At 41.8% G+C, this 14,999-nt stretch carries 12 protein-coding genes; 9 read left to right on the plus strand and 3 right to left on the minus strand.

Going from position 1 to position 14,999, the window contains the following annotated elements:
* Positions 1 to 111: 111 nt before the first annotated feature.
* From ilvG to AC0VZ5_RS01415, 8 genes are all read left to right on the plus strand, one after another.
* The gene (gene ilvG / locus AC0VZ5_RS01380) at positions 112 to 1,761 is read left to right on the plus strand and encodes an acetolactate synthase 2 catalytic subunit (RefSeq protein WP_055012284.1); all 1,650 of its coding nucleotides are present in this window, start codon (positions 112 to 114) and stop codon (positions 1,759 to 1,761) included.
* On the plus strand, positions 1,758 to 2,000 hold the full coding sequence (gene ilvM / locus AC0VZ5_RS01385) for an acetolactate synthase 2 small subunit (RefSeq protein ID WP_028834467.1): 243 nt from the start codon (positions 1,758 to 1,760) through the stop codon (positions 1,998 to 2,000). Before ilvG ends, ilvM begins: the two co-directional genes overlap by 4 nt.
* A 101-nt stretch (positions 2,001 to 2,101) precedes the next feature.
* On the plus strand, positions 2,102 to 3,958 hold the full coding sequence (gene ilvD / locus AC0VZ5_RS01390; protein ID WP_109875496.1) for a dihydroxy-acid dehydratase: 1,857 nt from the start codon (positions 2,102 to 2,104) through the stop codon (positions 3,956 to 3,958).
* A gap of 2 nt (positions 3,959 to 3,960) precedes the next feature.
* Positions 3,961 to 5,514 carry a threonine ammonia-lyase, biosynthetic gene (gene ilvA / locus AC0VZ5_RS01395; RefSeq protein WP_475473894.1) on the plus strand — a complete coding sequence of 518 codons (1,554 nt, stop codon included), beginning with the start codon at positions 3,961 to 3,963 and terminating at the stop codon, positions 5,512 to 5,514.
* A gap of 93 nt (positions 5,515 to 5,607) precedes the next feature.
* The gene (locus tag AC0VZ5_RS01400; protein WP_198522428.1) at positions 5,608 to 6,657 is read left to right on the plus strand and encodes an ABC transporter substrate-binding protein; all 1,050 of its coding nucleotides are present in this window, start codon (positions 5,608 to 5,610) and stop codon (positions 6,655 to 6,657) included.
* A 102-nt stretch (positions 6,658 to 6,759) separates the two neighbouring features.
* A complete protein-coding gene (locus AC0VZ5_RS01405; RefSeq protein WP_178954678.1) occupies positions 6,760 to 7,947 on the plus strand; it encodes a methyltransferase in 1,188 nt (395 codons plus the stop codon).
* A gap of 10 nt (positions 7,948 to 7,957) precedes the next feature.
* Entirely contained in the window at positions 7,958 to 8,623 is a 666-nt protein-coding gene (gene can / locus AC0VZ5_RS01410) for a carbonate dehydratase (protein WP_008112739.1), read from the plus strand.
* A gap of 1 nt (position 8,624) precedes the next feature.
* Positions 8,625 to 9,269: a Rossmann-fold NAD(P)-binding domain-containing protein gene (locus tag AC0VZ5_RS01415; RefSeq protein WP_475473897.1), complete on the plus strand. Its 645-nt coding sequence runs from the start codon at positions 8,625 to 8,627 to the stop codon at positions 9,267 to 9,269.
* 48 nt (positions 9,270 to 9,317) lie between these two features.
* Here AC0VZ5_RS01415 and ubiK read toward each other — a convergent pair whose 3' ends face one another.
* Positions 9,318 to 9,581 carry a ubiquinone biosynthesis accessory factor UbiK gene (ubiK, locus tag AC0VZ5_RS01420; protein WP_008112735.1) on the minus strand — a complete coding sequence of 88 codons (264 nt, stop codon included), beginning with the start codon at positions 9,579 to 9,581 and terminating at the stop codon, positions 9,318 to 9,320.
* A gap of 113 nt (positions 9,582 to 9,694) precedes the next feature.
* Here ubiK and rep point away from each other — a divergent pair, with 113 nt between their 5' ends.
* Entirely contained in the window at positions 9,695 to 11,713 is a 2,019-nt protein-coding gene (gene rep / locus AC0VZ5_RS01425) for a DNA helicase Rep (RefSeq protein ID WP_010390360.1), read from the plus strand.
* Positions 11,714 to 11,726: 13 nt separating this feature from the next.
* On the opposite strand, the gene AC0VZ5_RS01430 is transcribed toward rep, so the two are convergent.
* Both AC0VZ5_RS01430 and AC0VZ5_RS01435 read right to left on the minus strand, forming a co-directional pair.
* Positions 11,727 to 14,291, minus strand: a complete 2,565-nt coding sequence (locus tag AC0VZ5_RS01430; RefSeq protein ID WP_475473900.1) for a diguanylate cyclase domain-containing protein — start codon at positions 14,289 to 14,291, stop codon at positions 11,727 to 11,729.
* 177 nt (positions 14,292 to 14,468) lie between these two features.
* Positions 14,469 to 14,861, minus strand: coding sequence for a c-type cytochrome (locus tag AC0VZ5_RS01435; RefSeq protein ID WP_008112730.1), 393 nt, complete (start codon positions 14,859 to 14,861; stop codon positions 14,469 to 14,471).
* Positions 14,862 to 14,999 lie beyond the last annotated feature (138 nt).

Raw genomic sequence — 14,999 nt, forward strand, 5'->3', positions numbered from 1 at the left:
TGCTTTAAAAAACTAAGCATTGAAAAGCCCTCCGCACTTAACCGTCCGGGGGGCTTTTTAGTTTTAAGATTAAATTTTAACGGGTTGTCACACAGGAATGAGGATTTACTAATGACAGGCGCAGAACTAACAATTGATTTACTCGCCAAGCACGGCGTAGATGAAGTATTTGGCTACCCAGGTGGTGCTATTATGCCCATTTACGATGCCTTGTATGGTGCGCCTGTAAAACATTACCTCACTCGCCATGAACAAGGTGCAGGATTTGCAGCCGTAGGCTATGCACGCAGTACTGGCCGATTAGGTGTATGTTTAGCAACATCAGGTCCGGGGGCTACTAACTTAATTACCGCATTGGCTGATGCCATGATGGACTCAGTGCCTTTACTTGCCATCACCGGGCAAGTACCAACCGCAGCTATTGGTTCTGACGCCTTTCAAGAAATAGACGTGTTGGGTATGTCGCTTTCATGTACAAAACACAGTTATATGGTTGAGCGAGCAGAAGATTTAGCCGAAATATTACAAGAGGCGATGCATTTAGCACAAAGCGGTCGACCAGGCCCTGTTTTGGTTGATATCCCCAAAGACATTCAAATGGCGCAAGTGCCTTTTAAACCTTGGTTAGCGGTAGATGAATATTTGCCTCAACTAGATCTAAATCAAGTCGCTATTGCTAATCAATTACTCAGTGAAGCCAAACAGCCTGTTGCCTATGTTGGTGGCGGGGTCCATGCCGCTGATGCGCAAGCGCAGTTAATGCAATTTTTAAATAAAACGCAAATGCCAGCGGTTTCAACCCTTAAAGCATTGGGCAGTGTATTACCTGATTACGAATATGATTTAGGCATGCTAGGTATGCATGGCGGTCAAGCGGCTAATTTAGCGGTGCAAGAATGTGATGTCTTAGTGTGTATTGGCGCACGCTTTGATGACCGTGTAACGGGCAATTTAGCTAAGTTTGCTGCAAAAGCAAACGTAATTCATTTAGACATAGATGCAGCCGAGATCGGAAAACGTAAACCCGCAAAAGCGTCATTAATTGCTGATTTAAAAACTTCTCTCCCTGCACTTGAGTGCGTGGTTACACCAAAAGCGTGGTGCGATCATAGTAAACAAATGAAGGTCAAACACGCGTGGCGCTACGACTACCCTGGTGAAAAAGTATTTGCTCCTTACTTACTTAATCAACTTAGCCAGCGTATGCCAAGCACTAGTGTGGTGTGTTGTGATGTAGGCCAGCATCAAATGTGGGTCGCCCAGCACATGAAGTTTAGCCACCCTTGTAACCACTTAAGCAGTGGTGGTGCAGGCACTATGGGGTTTGGTTTACCTGCCGCCATAGGTGCACAAATCGCGCGTAAAGATGACTTTGTGATCACCGTTTCAGGTGATGGTTCAATCATGATGAATATTCAAGAGCTTGCCACTATACGTCGTAATAATTTACCAGTAAAAATACTGATACTTGATAACCAGCGCTTGGGCATGGTGCGCCAATGGCAAGAACTATTTTTTGAAGGGCGTTACAGCGAAACTAACCTGTCAGACAACCCTGACTTTGTACAACTTGCTGCTGTGTTTGGCATTCCTGGGCAAACAATTACCCATGCCAACCAAGTGGATGATGCAATCACTGCCTTATTAAATAGCGATGGACCCTATATTGTTCATGCTTGTATCGATGATAAAGAAAACGTATGGCCACTTGTTCCACCTGGGGCTGCTAACGATGAAATGATGACGGAGAAAGCACAATGAAACACAGTTTAACTATTGCCTTAAAAAGCCAAAGTGTCGCAATCGAGCGCTTTTTACGTGTGGTGCGTCATCGTGGTTTTGATTTAACTCACTTACAGCTCAATATGGACGATGGTCAATATAATATGGCGATGACGGTTGATAGCGATAAGCCAATTTACTTGCTTACCAGCCAGTTAAATAAATTGGTTGATGTGAAACATGTAACGCTACAAAGCTTACAGCAACAGGCTGTATAAAATAAATTTAACGAATTTTACGAGTAACTGAATATTTGGTTATTCATCAATTTTTAGAATGAGGAATGCCCGCATTAATTGCGGCAAACACTGAGGTAACTATGGCTAAATTAAGAAGTGCAACTACCACTGAAGGGCGTAAACGCGCAGGCGCAAGAGCATTATGGCGTGCAACAGGCATGACTGATACCGACTTTGGTAAGCCAATTATTGCTGTTGTGAACTCATTTACGCAATTTGTACCGGGGCATGTGCATCTTAATCAGCTTAGTGAACTGATGGCTGAAACCATTACTCAGGCCGGTGGTGTACCAAAAGAATTTAATACCATTGCTATCGATGACGGTATTGCCATGGGTCACGGCGGTATGCTTTATTCACTGCCATCGCGCGATTTAATTGCCGACTCAGTAGAGTATATGGTGAACGGCCATTGTGCCGATGCGATGATTTGTATTTCTAACTGCGACAAAATCACCCCTGGAATGATGTTAGCGGCGCTGCGTTTAAATATACCCGTTATTTTTGTATCGGGCGGCCCAATGGAAGCAGGTAAAACCAAATTAGCGAATATCGATATTAAGCTCGATTTGGTTGATGCTATGGTTAAAGGCGCTGATGAATCGGTAAGTGATGCCGACTCGGAGCAAGTTGAGCGATCTGCATGCCCTACCTGTGGGTCGTGTTCAGGGATGTTTACCGCCAATTCTATGAACTGTTTATTAGAAGCAATTGGCCTTGCGCTGCCTGGTAACGGGACCACGCTTGCGACCCATAAAGACCGCAAACAACTATATGTTGAAGCGGGTGCACGTATCGTTGATTTATGCCGTGAGTACTATCAAAAAGATAACCAAGACGTACTGCCTCGTGCTATCGCTAATAAAACCGCATTTATGAACTCTATGGTGGTTGATATTGCTATGGGCGGTTCATCAAATACGGTATTGCATTTACTCGCAGCGGCACAAGAAGCCGGCGTTGATTTTGATATGTCACATATTGATGAACTTTCACGTAAAACCCCGTTTTTATGTAAAGTTGCTCCAGCTACAGCGCAATACCACATTGAAGACGTACACCGTGCTGGTGGCATGATGGCGATAGTTCGCGAGCTTGGAAAGGCAGGGTTAGTTGATTTATCGGTTAACCATGTTGCTGGTATGACAATGGGTGAACTGGTTAAAAAGTGGGATGCAACCGATCCGAATAACGAAGCTGCACAAAAGTTTTATCGTGCTGGCCCTGCAGGTATTCGTACCACTAAAGCAATGAGCCAAGATTGTCGTTGGGATGAGGGTGATAACGACCGTGAAAACGGTTGTATTCGCAGTGTAGAACATGCATTTCGTCAAGATGGCGGTCTTGCCGTACTTTCAGGTAATTTAGCAATAGATGGCTGTATCGTTAAAAGTGCGGGTGTTGTTGATGAAATGCTGCACTTTGAAGGTACTGCTGTGGTATACGAATCACAAGATGACTCTGTAGAAGGGATTTTAAATGGCGAAGTAAAAGCCGGCGACGTGGTGGTTATTCGCTATGAAGGGCCTAAAGGCGGCCCTGGTATGCAAGAAATGCTATACCCAACTAGCTATTTAAAATCAAAAGGTTTGGCAGAGCAATGTGCATTAATTACTGATGGGCGTTTTTCAGGTGGTACGTCGGGTCTATCGATTGGCCACGTATCGCCGGAAGCTGCCAGCGGTGGCGCAATTGCTTATGTTGAAAACGGCGATAAAATTATCATCGATATTGCCACTCGAGAAATAACGCTGGCGCTAAGCGATGAAGAGCTTGAAGCTCGCAAGCAAAAACAACTGGCTCGTGGTAAACAAGCGTATAAACCGCTTAATCGTGATCGTTATGTATCATCTGCGCTTAAAGCGTATGCGCTACTTGCAACCAGCGCAGATAAAGGTGCAGTTCGCGATTTAGCCAAACTGGAGGAGCTTAGCTAGGTATGGTTTCTCAAGAACTCGATTATTTTCGCGCGATTATCCAAGCCAATATGGAGCCTTTAGCCAAGGTGACTGAGGTAAGTGAAATGGCCGAATTGAGTGCACGATTAGGTAATCATGTTTGGTTAAAACGTGAAGACCAGCAACCCGTGTACTCGTTTAAATTACGCGGTGCTTTTAATAAATTAAATAAGCTGCCTAAAGGCTCGGTTGTGATCACCGCATCTGCAGGTAACCATGCCCAGGGTGTGGCACTAAGTGCCTCACACTTAGGGCACAAAGCCACCATTGTGATGCCCGTGACCACACCTGAAATAAAGGTTAATGCGGTAAGGGCATTGGGTGGTGAAGTCGTATTGCATGGCCATCAATTTGATGCCGCAAAAGCGTATGCGCTGGAATTAACTGAGCAGCGAAACGGCGTATTTGTACCGCCATTTGATGACCCTGATGTGATTGTTGGTCAAGGTACGGTTGCCCGTGAATTAATGCAACAGCTCAACGATTTAGATGTGGTATTTATTCCTGTTGGCGGCGGCGGCTTGCTGGCAGGTATGGCGGTATATATTAAGTCGCTGCGCCCCGATATCAAAGTGATAGGGGTTGAGGCGAATGAAAGCGCCTGCTTAAAAGCTGCTTTAGCAGCAGGCGAGCCGGTAGAGCTCGATCGCGTTGGCAGTTTTGCCGATGGTGTTGCCGTTAAAATAATTGGTAGCGAAACATTCAGACTGGCACAAAAGTTTTGTGATGAAGTAGTTACCGTATCAGACGATGAAATATGTGCAGCCATGCAAGATATTTTTGTATCAACCCGTGCTATAGCTGAGCCTTCAGGAGCGCTTGCAACTGCAGGGCTTAAAAAGTGGTCTCAGCAGTCGGGTTTAAAGGGGTTAAATTTAGCCGCTATTTTGTCTGGTGCTAATTTAAACTTTGATCGCTTACGTTATGTGGCTGAGCGCACTGCGCTGGGTGAGAAAAACGAAGCTTTATTAGCCGTGACCATTGATGAAAAGCGCGGTAGTTTTAAGCAGTTTTGTACATCTTTAGGTGGGCGTGCCATTACTGAGTTTAACTATCGTTATGCGGGGCCTGGCGAGGCGCAAATTTTTGTTGGTATTGCGCTACGTCAAGGGTTAGCAGAACTTGAAGAGCTTAAACAAAGTCTAACAGATAACAAATATACCTTTTGCGATTTGTCAGATAACGAATTAGCAAAGCTGCATGTACGCTATATGGTTGGCGGTAAAGCGCCAGAGCAGTTACATGAACGCTTACTAAGGTTTGAGTTTCCAGAGTACCCAGGCGCATTGGCGCGCTTTTTAGATACGCTGGGTAGTAACTGGAATATCACTTTATTTCACTACCGCAATCATGGCGGGTCAATGGGGAATGTATTAGCAGGCTTTGCTATTGAACCAAGCCAATATGAGATGTTTAATGAGCACTTAAATCGGCTAGGTTACAGTGTCCAAGACGAAACCGATAACCCCTGTTTTACTCAGTTTTTAACTACCCAACCTCAAGTAGAAAAGCTTGAAAAAATCGCTCTAGCCTAACTCTATCCTAAGCAAGCATCTTATCCCGATGCTTGCTTTATTAGCTGTTTTACATATAGTTATAATTAATTATCATGTTTATGGAAGCCTGCTTTGCTACTTAAAGGAATAATAATTAGCACCTGCTTTTTTTGTAGCCAGTTAACGGCGCAGGAATCAGTCACGTTACAATTAAAGTGGACGCACCAATTTCAATTCGCTGGCTATTATATGGCCAAACAAAAAGGCTTTTATAATGAGGCCGGTTTAGACGTCAATATAGTTCCTGCCGATCCAAAACGGCCAAATAGTTTTGGTGCGGTAGAGCGAGGAGAGGCGCAATTTGGTGTAGCACATTCAGGTATATTAGAACGCCGTATTGCCGGTGAACCCTTTGTAGCCATGGCTGCCATATTACAGTTTTCTCCTTACTGTTGGATGGTAAAAGAAACTTCAGATATTTTTCATGCTCGTGATTTTATTAACAAGCGTGTAAGTGAAGTCAGCAAAGAGAGTAATTCTGAGTTACTAACTATGCTTAAGCGCAGTGGTATTGATACCGAAAAACTGGCTGTTTACAAAGGCGATGAATTACAACAAGCATGGATGGAAAATAAATTAGATGCCATAGAAGTGTATGTTACCGACCTACCTTATCATATGGATCAGCAAGGGGTTGCTCATAGGCTTATATGTCCACAACGTTATGGGATGGATGTATACGCGGATATTTTATTTACCAGCGATAGTATGGTTAAGTATCACCCCGATACGGTAGAAAAGTTTTATCAAGCAAGTTTAAAAGGGTGGCGCTACGCGGTAATGAATATGGATGAAGCCATTGCCATAACCCAACAGTTTTATGCGCCTGATCGCAGTTTTCATCAACTGGCCTATGAGGCTGAGGTACTTAAAGACTATATTGCTCCACCGAGTACTACTGTGGGTAATATGTCGATGGCTAAATGGCGTTTAATTGCTGACTTATATGAGATTGATCAAACAAAGTTTGATGAAGTAAAAGCTGATTTTATTTATAAATATAAAAAGCAAGAAACACTGCAGCTTTCTTGGATGCTAATTGCGGCTATTATAATAAGCATTATTTCTATCCCTCTGTATTTACGTTTAATACTTAAATCGGCTAAACAAAAGCGGGTATAAGGTTAAGCAATTCCCTTGCTCTGCGAGGTTAAAAAAATAACCGCTTAATTAGGTGCTATTGTGCTGGTATAATTAAGCGTCTTTTTTATATCCTAAGCTGTTATGACCTTAACTGAGCAATTTTCTGCCCTCAACTCTTTGCTAATGAATACTCGCTTGTATTGGCAGTGTACTGCATTTGATTTTGACGCTTTACCTTGGCCTGAATTACATGCTCCTTTGAGCGCTTTATCCGATCAGGCGGTTGCTGAATTAGACTCTGATCAAGAGCAGCTCTATCAGTTTTTTTCATCCTATATTCCCGCTGTTGAGCAACTTAGCCGATTAGTTTCATTACCTGCCATTACCAACACTCGGAAGGAGTACCCATTTTGGATCAGTAATGGTATTAAAGGTCGAAAGTTTACTCAGCTACAAGATTTTGTTGGCGCATTGCCCACTAGTAATCAGCCTGTATTAGAGTGGTGTGCAGGTAAAGGCCATTTAGGGCGAATGTTAGCTTTTAATGGTGCGCAGAGTGTACACAGCGTTGAGCTACAATCTCATTTGTGTGAACAAGGGAAAAAAAGTGCACAGCAGCAGGGACTTGCAATACAATTTAGCCAAGCCGATGTACTTAAGGATAGCATTCAGGATTTTTTTAGCCCACACACTCATGCCGTCGCTTTGCATGCCTGCGGTGCGTTACACCAAACTTTTATGCATCAAGCCAGTGCAGCAAAAGTACCACAAATTAGCTTTTCACCTTGTTGTTATCATTTATTTACTGATAATAATTACCAAGCGATGAGCGAGCATGCTCAGCAAAGTCGATTAAACTTAACTCACAGAGATTTAAAGCTCGCCCTGCAAGAAACTGTTACAGCTCCTTCGCGAGTAGGCAAAGTGCGAAAAACAGAAGTGGAGTGGCGACTCGGATTTGATGCCTTAAGAAAGTCACTTACTGGTGAGTTAGGGTATGTCAGCGTCCCTTCAGTGAATAAAGCGATATTTTCAGATTCGTTTGCAGCATTTTGTAACTGGGCGGCAGACAAAAAAGCCTTAAAACTGCCAAAAGATATTGATTACAATAAGTTTTTATTGATTGGGCAGGCGCGAAAAAAAGTAACAGAGCGAGTTGAACTGGTTCGACATGTGTTTAGAAGAGCAATAGAAGTTTGGCTTGTGCTCGATCGTGCTTTATATTTGCAGCAGCAAGGCTATGACGTCAGTGTTAATACATTTTGTGAGAAGCAATTAACACCCCGTAATATTTTAATTTTAGCCAGTTTAAAAACGCCCTCAACCTAAAAGAGATGTAATGAGAAATTTAAATAACTTACTAGAAAATAATAAACGCTGGGCATCTAGAACGAGCGAAGCGAACCCTGAATTTTTCAAAATTTTATCGATGCAACAAAACCCAGAATACTTATGGATAGGTTGCTCTGATTCACGGGTGCCAGCTAACCAAATTGTTGATTTATTACCGGGTGAGTTATTTGTGCACCGTAATGTTGCCAACGTGGTTGTACATACCGATCATAATTGTTTATCGGTTATGCAGTACGCGGTCGAAGTATTAAAAGTAAAACATATTATGGTTGTTGGCCACTACGGTTGTGGTGGTGTGCAAGCGGTACTAAACGAGGACCGCTTTGGCTTTATTGATAACTGGCTCCGCCACGTTGGTGATGTAAAAGAAAAACACCTAGAGCAACTTAATGCTCTGCCAGAAAAACAACGTCTTGATCGTTTAATAGAGCTTAATGTGATTGAGCAAGTGCGTAACGTATCTCGCACTAGCATTGTTCAAGATGCATGGTTAAGAGGCCAGGAACTCACGGTGCATGGTTGGGTATATGGCTTAGAAAATGGTCATTTGCATGACTTAGAATCGGTAGTTAGTTGTGCTGAAGAAGAGTGTGAAAGCTATAAAAAAGCAGTACACCATGTACTAAATAAATCTGCGGACAGTCACCTTTAATATGGCCAAAACGGCGCTAATAATCGGCAGTACCGGCTTAGTTGGCAGCCAGTTATTACAACAGCTGTTAGCATCTTCTTGCTATTCAAAGGTAGTGAGTTTATCGCGCCGCCAATTAGATTTTTCTCATCCTAAATTAATTAGCCATGTTATTGATTTTGAAAATTTGACGCATCATGTTGAATTGTTCAAAGGTGACGTATTCTTTTCTTGCTTAGGGACCACATTAAAGCAAGCGGGCAGTGTGGCTGCACAACGTAAAGTTGATTTTGAATACCAATTTATTTGTGCGCAAATGGCGGCCAATAACGCTGTTCCGCATTATTGTTTGGTATCGTCAAGTGGCGCAAATGCGCATAGTATGAGCCGTTATTTAAAAATAAAAGGAGAGCTTGAGCAGCAGGTGAAGCAGCTTAGCTTTGCACGCTTGAGTATATTGCAACCGTCTTTATTAGTCGGCGAGCGTTCAGAGCTTAGAATTGCAGAAAAGCTAGGTGAGGTGGTACTTCCACTGCTAACGCGTTTTGGTATCCTCAAACGGTATAGACCCATTACCGGTGAGCAAGTAGCTAATAAATTGCTGAGGGTAAGCATAGAGCAGCAACAAGCAACGGGTTATTATGTGCTGGACGAGCTATTTGAATAACTGAGTGATTAGCGCCATAAAGCAGGTTCGTCTATGGCGTTATATTTATTATTCAGCGTCTGTTTTTGCCGATAATTGCTGTTCAAGTATTGCCACTTTTGCTTCTAATTCAGTTAGCTTTTCACGTGTGCGGATCAGCACTTGGCTTTGAATATCAAACTCTTCACGGCTTACAAAGTCCATTTCGGCAAGCTTATTTTGTAACACTTGCTTAGTTTTACCTTCAAGTGTGTCAGCCAGATTTTTTACACCTTGTGGCATGTTATTAGTGATCTGTTTCGCAATTTCTTCAAGTTTTGCTGGGTTAATCATAGTCGTCCCTTGCCTGTTGCCTAAAATGATAATAACTAATATTACCTTATTGGCTAGGCGTATTGTAGTGATTACGTTAAAATTGCCCGTCTTTTTGCAATCAGCTGGTCGTTATGAAACTCAATCCTAAACAAGATGAAGCGGTAAAGTACATTAGTGGTCCTTGCTTAGTATTAGCCGGCGCAGGCTCGGGTAAAACGCGAGTTATCACCAACAAAATTGCTTACTTAGTACAAAAATGTGAGTATCAAGCGCGTAATATTGCGGCGGTTACCTTTACCAATAAAGCGGCTAAAGAAATGCGCGAGCGGGTTTTGCAAACCTTGGGAAAACAAGAGTCTAAAGGTTTATGGGTGTCTACCTTTCATACGCTTGGGCTTGAAATCATTAAAAAAGAGTTAAAAACACTGGGTTTTAAACCCGGTTTTTCGTTGTTTGACGACCAAGATACGAATCAATTACTCGGTGATTTAACCGAAGACGAGCTTAAAAAAGACAAAGACTTACTAAATCTACTTAAAATGCAAATTGGTAGTTGGAAGAATGAGCTTATTTTACCAGAGCAAGCTATTCGCGAAGCCAGAGAGCCGCAAAAGGCATTGTTTGCTCAGTTGTATGCGCGTTACCAAAATCAATTAAGAGCGTATAACGCGCTGGATTTTGATGATTTAATTATGATCCCCACGCTGCTTTTAAGTAGTAATGCCACATCACGTGAGCGATGGCAGCAGCGTTTTCGTTATTTACTGGTGGATGAATATCAAGATACCAATACCAGCCAATATCAATTAGTGAAATTGCTGGTAGGCGAACGAGCACGCTTTACTGTGGTGGGAGATGACGATCAGTCAATTTACTCTTGGCGTGGTGCTCGTCCACAAAACTTGGTGTTATTAAGTAAAGATTACCCTGGGCTTCGATTAATAAAACTAGAACAGAACTATCGTAGTGCTGGGCGCATTCTTAAAGCGGCCAATATCTTAATTGCAAATAACCCCCATGAGTTTGAAAAAAAGCTCTTTAGTGAGTTGGGCTATGGTGAGCAAATTAAAGTCATTGGCTGTCGTGATGAAGAACATGAATCAGAACGTGTGGTCGCAGAGATTATTTCTCATAAATTTATGAAACGCACCAGCTATAAAGATTACGCTATTTTGTACCGGGGTAACCATCAAGCGCGGGGCTTTGAAAAGTCGTTAATGAGTAACCGAATCCCGTATAAAATTAGTGGTGGAATGTCGTTTTTTTCACGTTCTGAAATTAAAGATATCATGGCTTACTTACGTCTTTTAGTGAATCAAGATGATGACAATGCTTTTTTAAGAATTGTGAATACCCCACGTCGTGAAATTGGTACAGTCACGCTTGAAAAGCTTGGCACCTTAGCTAATGAAAAACACCAAAGCTTATTTGCGACCTGCTTTGATAACGACTTAGGATACAGACTAAAAGGACGTGGTTTAAATGCACTAGCTGGGTTTGCCCGGTGGGTGGTTGAGCTTTCAGATAACGCAGTGCGCAGTGATACACTGGAGGCGGTGAAGGATTTAGTGCGTAATATTAATTACGAAGCTTACTTGTATGAATCATCGCCTAGTGCCAAAGCCGCTGAAATGCGGATGAAAAATGTGTCCGAGCTGTATCGCTGGATAACAGACATGTTAACAGGCGATGCCGATAATCCGCCAATGACACTGGCTGAAGTAGTTAGTAAATTGACCCTTCGGGACATGCTAGAGCGAAACGAAGAAGAAGATGAAGCTGATGCCGTGCAATTATTAACTTTGCATGCCTCAAAAGGACTCGAGTACCCCTATGTATTTATGGTCGGTATGGAAGAAGGGTTGTTGCCACACCAAGTAAGCATTGATGAAGATAATGTGGATGAAGAGCGCCGCCTTGCCTATGTAGGTATTACCCGCGCGCAACAAGAGCTGACTTTAACCTATGCTAAAATCCGCCGTCAGTTTGGTGAAACATCACAAACAGAGCTCAGTCGATTTGTGCAAGAGTTACCGCAAGATGACTTAGCCTTTGAAAACAAAAAAGCGCCTAACACCCAAGCTGAACGTATGGAAAAAGGCCAAGCTCGGGTTGCAAATTTAAGAGCAATGCTGAAAAAGCCACAATAAGGTGTGTTTAGCGCTATTTTAATTCTGAGTTTTTAAGTGTAGCTGGTATAGCGCTGGTTAGTGGGTGCTGTTTAGCAACGAATAGGTTTATGCCGTGTTTATCCAAAAGAGCTCTAAAGTTTAATATTGATGGGCCTTTAGCTATCACTTTTATCTGTTTAAGCTTAGTAATAGCCAACACCCCCTGCAACTGTAAATCGTAGCTTTCTTGTTGTAATACTCGTTTACTGAAGGTGGAGCTAAGGAGTAAATAATCACACTCTACTTCAGTCACCAAATTAAGCTCGCATTTGTCTTTTGCGAAATTGTTTAAGCCAATCGAATGACCGAGTTTTTTAAGCTGTTTTAAGTTCTCTAATTGCTGTGCGCTGGCATAACGCAGCTCCTGCTCATCAAACAACAAGCAAAGCTGTTCATTGTTTACCGGTTGTTTTAGTGTAGCTTTTAGTAAAGAAAATTCATGCTCTTCTAACAGTAAACTGGAGCAAGGCAATAGCGCAACGGCTATTTCTGCATTTTGTGCTTGTTGATAAGCTTGTTGGATGAGTTGTAGTTCAACTTTGGTATGTTGTTCTTTATCATTCGCAAATTTCTTTAAAATATCAAAACTGGTAAAGCCAAGGACTGGGTGTTCACCAAAAGCCTCAAATAACGATGCACTCTGATAATGCTCATCCAAGGTGATAATATCTGAGCTACGAAACGTCATAGGCAATACATCAAGGTGATGCAATGTTTGTGACTCATGTTGCAACATAGGCTCAGTGAGCAGTGGATGAAATAACTCAAAGCGGTTTTTACCTGAATTTTTAGCATAATACATAGCAGCATCGGCGTCGCGAATGATTTCATCGGTATGTTTATAGCTTTGCTTTGAATAGGTAATCCCAATACTGGCGCCACTTTGTACACACACGCCTTTAGTACAAAACGGCTTTTGCATAATTTTAATTATGCGATTGGCAACATCTTCTGCCTGGTTTGGCTCAGTCAGGTGGGTCAGTAATACTACAAACTCATCTCCGCCTAAACGCGCTAATAAGTCATGTTCACGAATACATTGTGAGAATAATTTACTAACACTAATTAAAAACTCATCACCGGCATGATGCCCGAGCTGATCATTGATATCTTTAAACTTATCAAGGTCAATAAACAATACAGCAAAGTGCTCATTTGGATTGCGTTGATAATATTGCAGGGTTTTTTCTAGTTGAGTTAAAAATAAATTCCGATTTGGTAAGCCTGTTAGTGAGTCATGGTGAGCATCGTGATAAAGTTGTTGTTCTATTTTTTTACGTTCATCAATTTGCATTTGCAAATGTAAATTTGTTTGGCTCAATTCTTTAGTTTTTTCATTAACTCGTGAGGCAAGTTCTTGGTGGCTCTTTTTTAGTGCCTGTGAAGCTAATTTTGTTTGTAATACCGTGGCAATTTGATGCGATACAAAGGTGATTAGCTCTGCATCATCATGTGTAAAAAGGTGTTCATTATTATAAGCTTGGCAAACAATTAACCCTATAACGCCTTGCGAAGTTTTTAGCGGAGCGCCCAGCCAGCTGGTGGCTCTCTTGGATTCATCAATTGGTTTTTCACGCTCTACAATGCCACTATTTAATAACTCTTGTGCTCTTTGCGGATGAATTATTTGTGTTTCTTCGGTGCTTATAACCAGTTCACTGTAGCCTTTTGCAAAGCGCCGTGGTTGAGTGCTGCCTTGGAATTCATCGACACTGTAGGGAAAACTGATCCAACCTGATTCTTTATCATACAAGGCAATATAAAGGTTTTTTGCGTAAGTAATGGTTTTTATTATTCCGTGTATTTGAAAATAAGCATCATCTAAATTTTTGGCTTGGGTTGTCAGCTCTGAAATTTTGAATAATATTTGCTGGCGTTGTAGGGCACCTTTTCGCTGTTGTATTTCAACATTTAAAGCGTCATTACTTTGCGTTAATGCTCGGGTTCTTAATTTTACTTCTGATTCGAGTAACTCTCGTTTTTTAACCCGTTCAATTGCGGTGGCTAAATAGAGCGACATGGCCTCAAGCAGGTTTATTTGTTGCGAACTGTAACCTTGTTCTGTGTCATAACTTTGCGCGGCTAACACACCAATAATGTTTCTTTCTTGATAAACAGGAACGCCTACCCAGTGTTCTGCAGGTGTACCCAATGCTTTAAATAAGCCTTGCTGGGCAGCATCATGCATTTGCTGTTTGGTAAAGTAAGTGGTTTTCCCTTGCTTGAAGACATAACCCGTTGCGCCTTCTTCAAAATTATTATCTCGATTAAGTGGTACTGCAATGCCATCTTTTTCATCAGAAAAATAAGATAATTCTAACTGTTGTGACTGGGGATCAACCAGCACCACATAAAAGCTTTTACTCGGAACATACTTTTGTAAAATGTCATGAATAGCAGGGTAAAGTAAGGTTAGCTCGGCAACAGTACTTGCTTGCTCTGATAATTGTATCAGGGCATTGTGGAGGTGGTAGGCATGTTTGTACTTTTTTAATAGTGCTTTTAGTCGTTTATTTTGGCGCACTACGCTATTAGGTACAATAAGTTTATCTTCCAATGATGTTTAACCAGTTATAATTTTTTGTATAGTTATTAATCATTATAGTTCCACTTTTAACATTTTGCGTCAAGTAGATATTTTTCTTAATTATGTAGCTAAAACTCATGAATTAGAAACAAAAAAGGCTTACTAAAACGTAAACCTTTTATTTAAAGCATTTTGACTTGGCTAATTTTAGTTAGCGGTCATGAAATCAATTGCTGCGCTTATTTCATCATCAGAACAATCCATACACGTTCCACGCGGTGGCATGGCATTAAAGCCATTGATCGCATGATCTAATAAGGTGTCTTTTCCTTTAGCGATACGAGGAGCCCAATCGTCAGCTGATTTAGGAGCGCCTAAAGCACCAGTGCCGTGACAAGCAAAACAGGCTGCTTGATATACTTGCTCGCCTGAACGAGGACCTGTTGGTGCAGCAACCGCTACTTTCTCACCTTCAAGGTAAACAGCACCAATAGGCGCTAAACGTTTTTTAATTGCATCTTCAGTCATAGAGTTATCATATGGCTGTGCGTATGCGGTGGTTGCTAGCACAAGTAATGCTGCAGCTGATAGTTTTTTCATTTTGCCTTGCCCACTTCAATTTGAACGTGATCAATCACGATTTTAAATGACGGAATTTAGACCAATTATAACTCCACTCAGTGATTTATAAAATGCTCAGAGTCGATTTTATTTATAAATACGACTAATGATTGTCTT

This window comes from Pseudoalteromonas sp. QJM3NY_12, from assembly GCF_056173165.1.

Bases quoted from the DNA above. Each gene is read 5' to 3' on its own strand.
- ilvG (WP_055012284.1), top strand. From the start codon at position 112: ATGACAGGCGCAGAACTAACAATTGATTTACTCGCCAAGCACGGCGTA.
- ilvM (WP_028834467.1), top strand. From the start codon at position 1,758: ATGAAACACAGTTTAACTATTGCCTTAAAAAGCCAAAGTGTCGCAATC.
- ilvD (WP_109875496.1), top strand. From the start codon at position 2,102: ATGGCTAAATTAAGAAGTGCAACTACCACTGAAGGGCGTAAACGCGCA.
- ilvA (WP_475473894.1), top strand. From the start codon at position 3,961: ATGGTTTCTCAAGAACTCGATTATTTTCGCGCGATTATCCAAGCCAAT.
- AC0VZ5_RS01405 (WP_178954678.1), top strand. From the start codon at position 6,760: ATGACCTTAACTGAGCAATTTTCTGCCCTCAACTCTTTGCTAATGAAT.
- can (WP_008112739.1), top strand. From the start codon at position 7,958: ATGAGAAATTTAAATAACTTACTAGAAAATAATAAACGCTGGGCATCT.
- AC0VZ5_RS01415 (WP_475473897.1), top strand. From the start codon at position 8,625: ATGGCCAAAACGGCGCTAATAATCGGCAGTACCGGCTTAGTTGGCAGC.
- ubiK (WP_008112735.1), bottom strand. From the start codon at position 9,581: ATGATTAACCCAGCAAAACTTGAAGAAATTGCGAAACAGATCACTAAT.
- rep (WP_010390360.1), top strand. From the start codon at position 9,695: ATGAAACTCAATCCTAAACAAGATGAAGCGGTAAAGTACATTAGTGGT.
- AC0VZ5_RS01435 (WP_008112730.1), bottom strand. From the start codon at position 14,861: ATGAAAAAACTATCAGCTGCAGCATTACTTGTGCTAGCAACCACCGCA.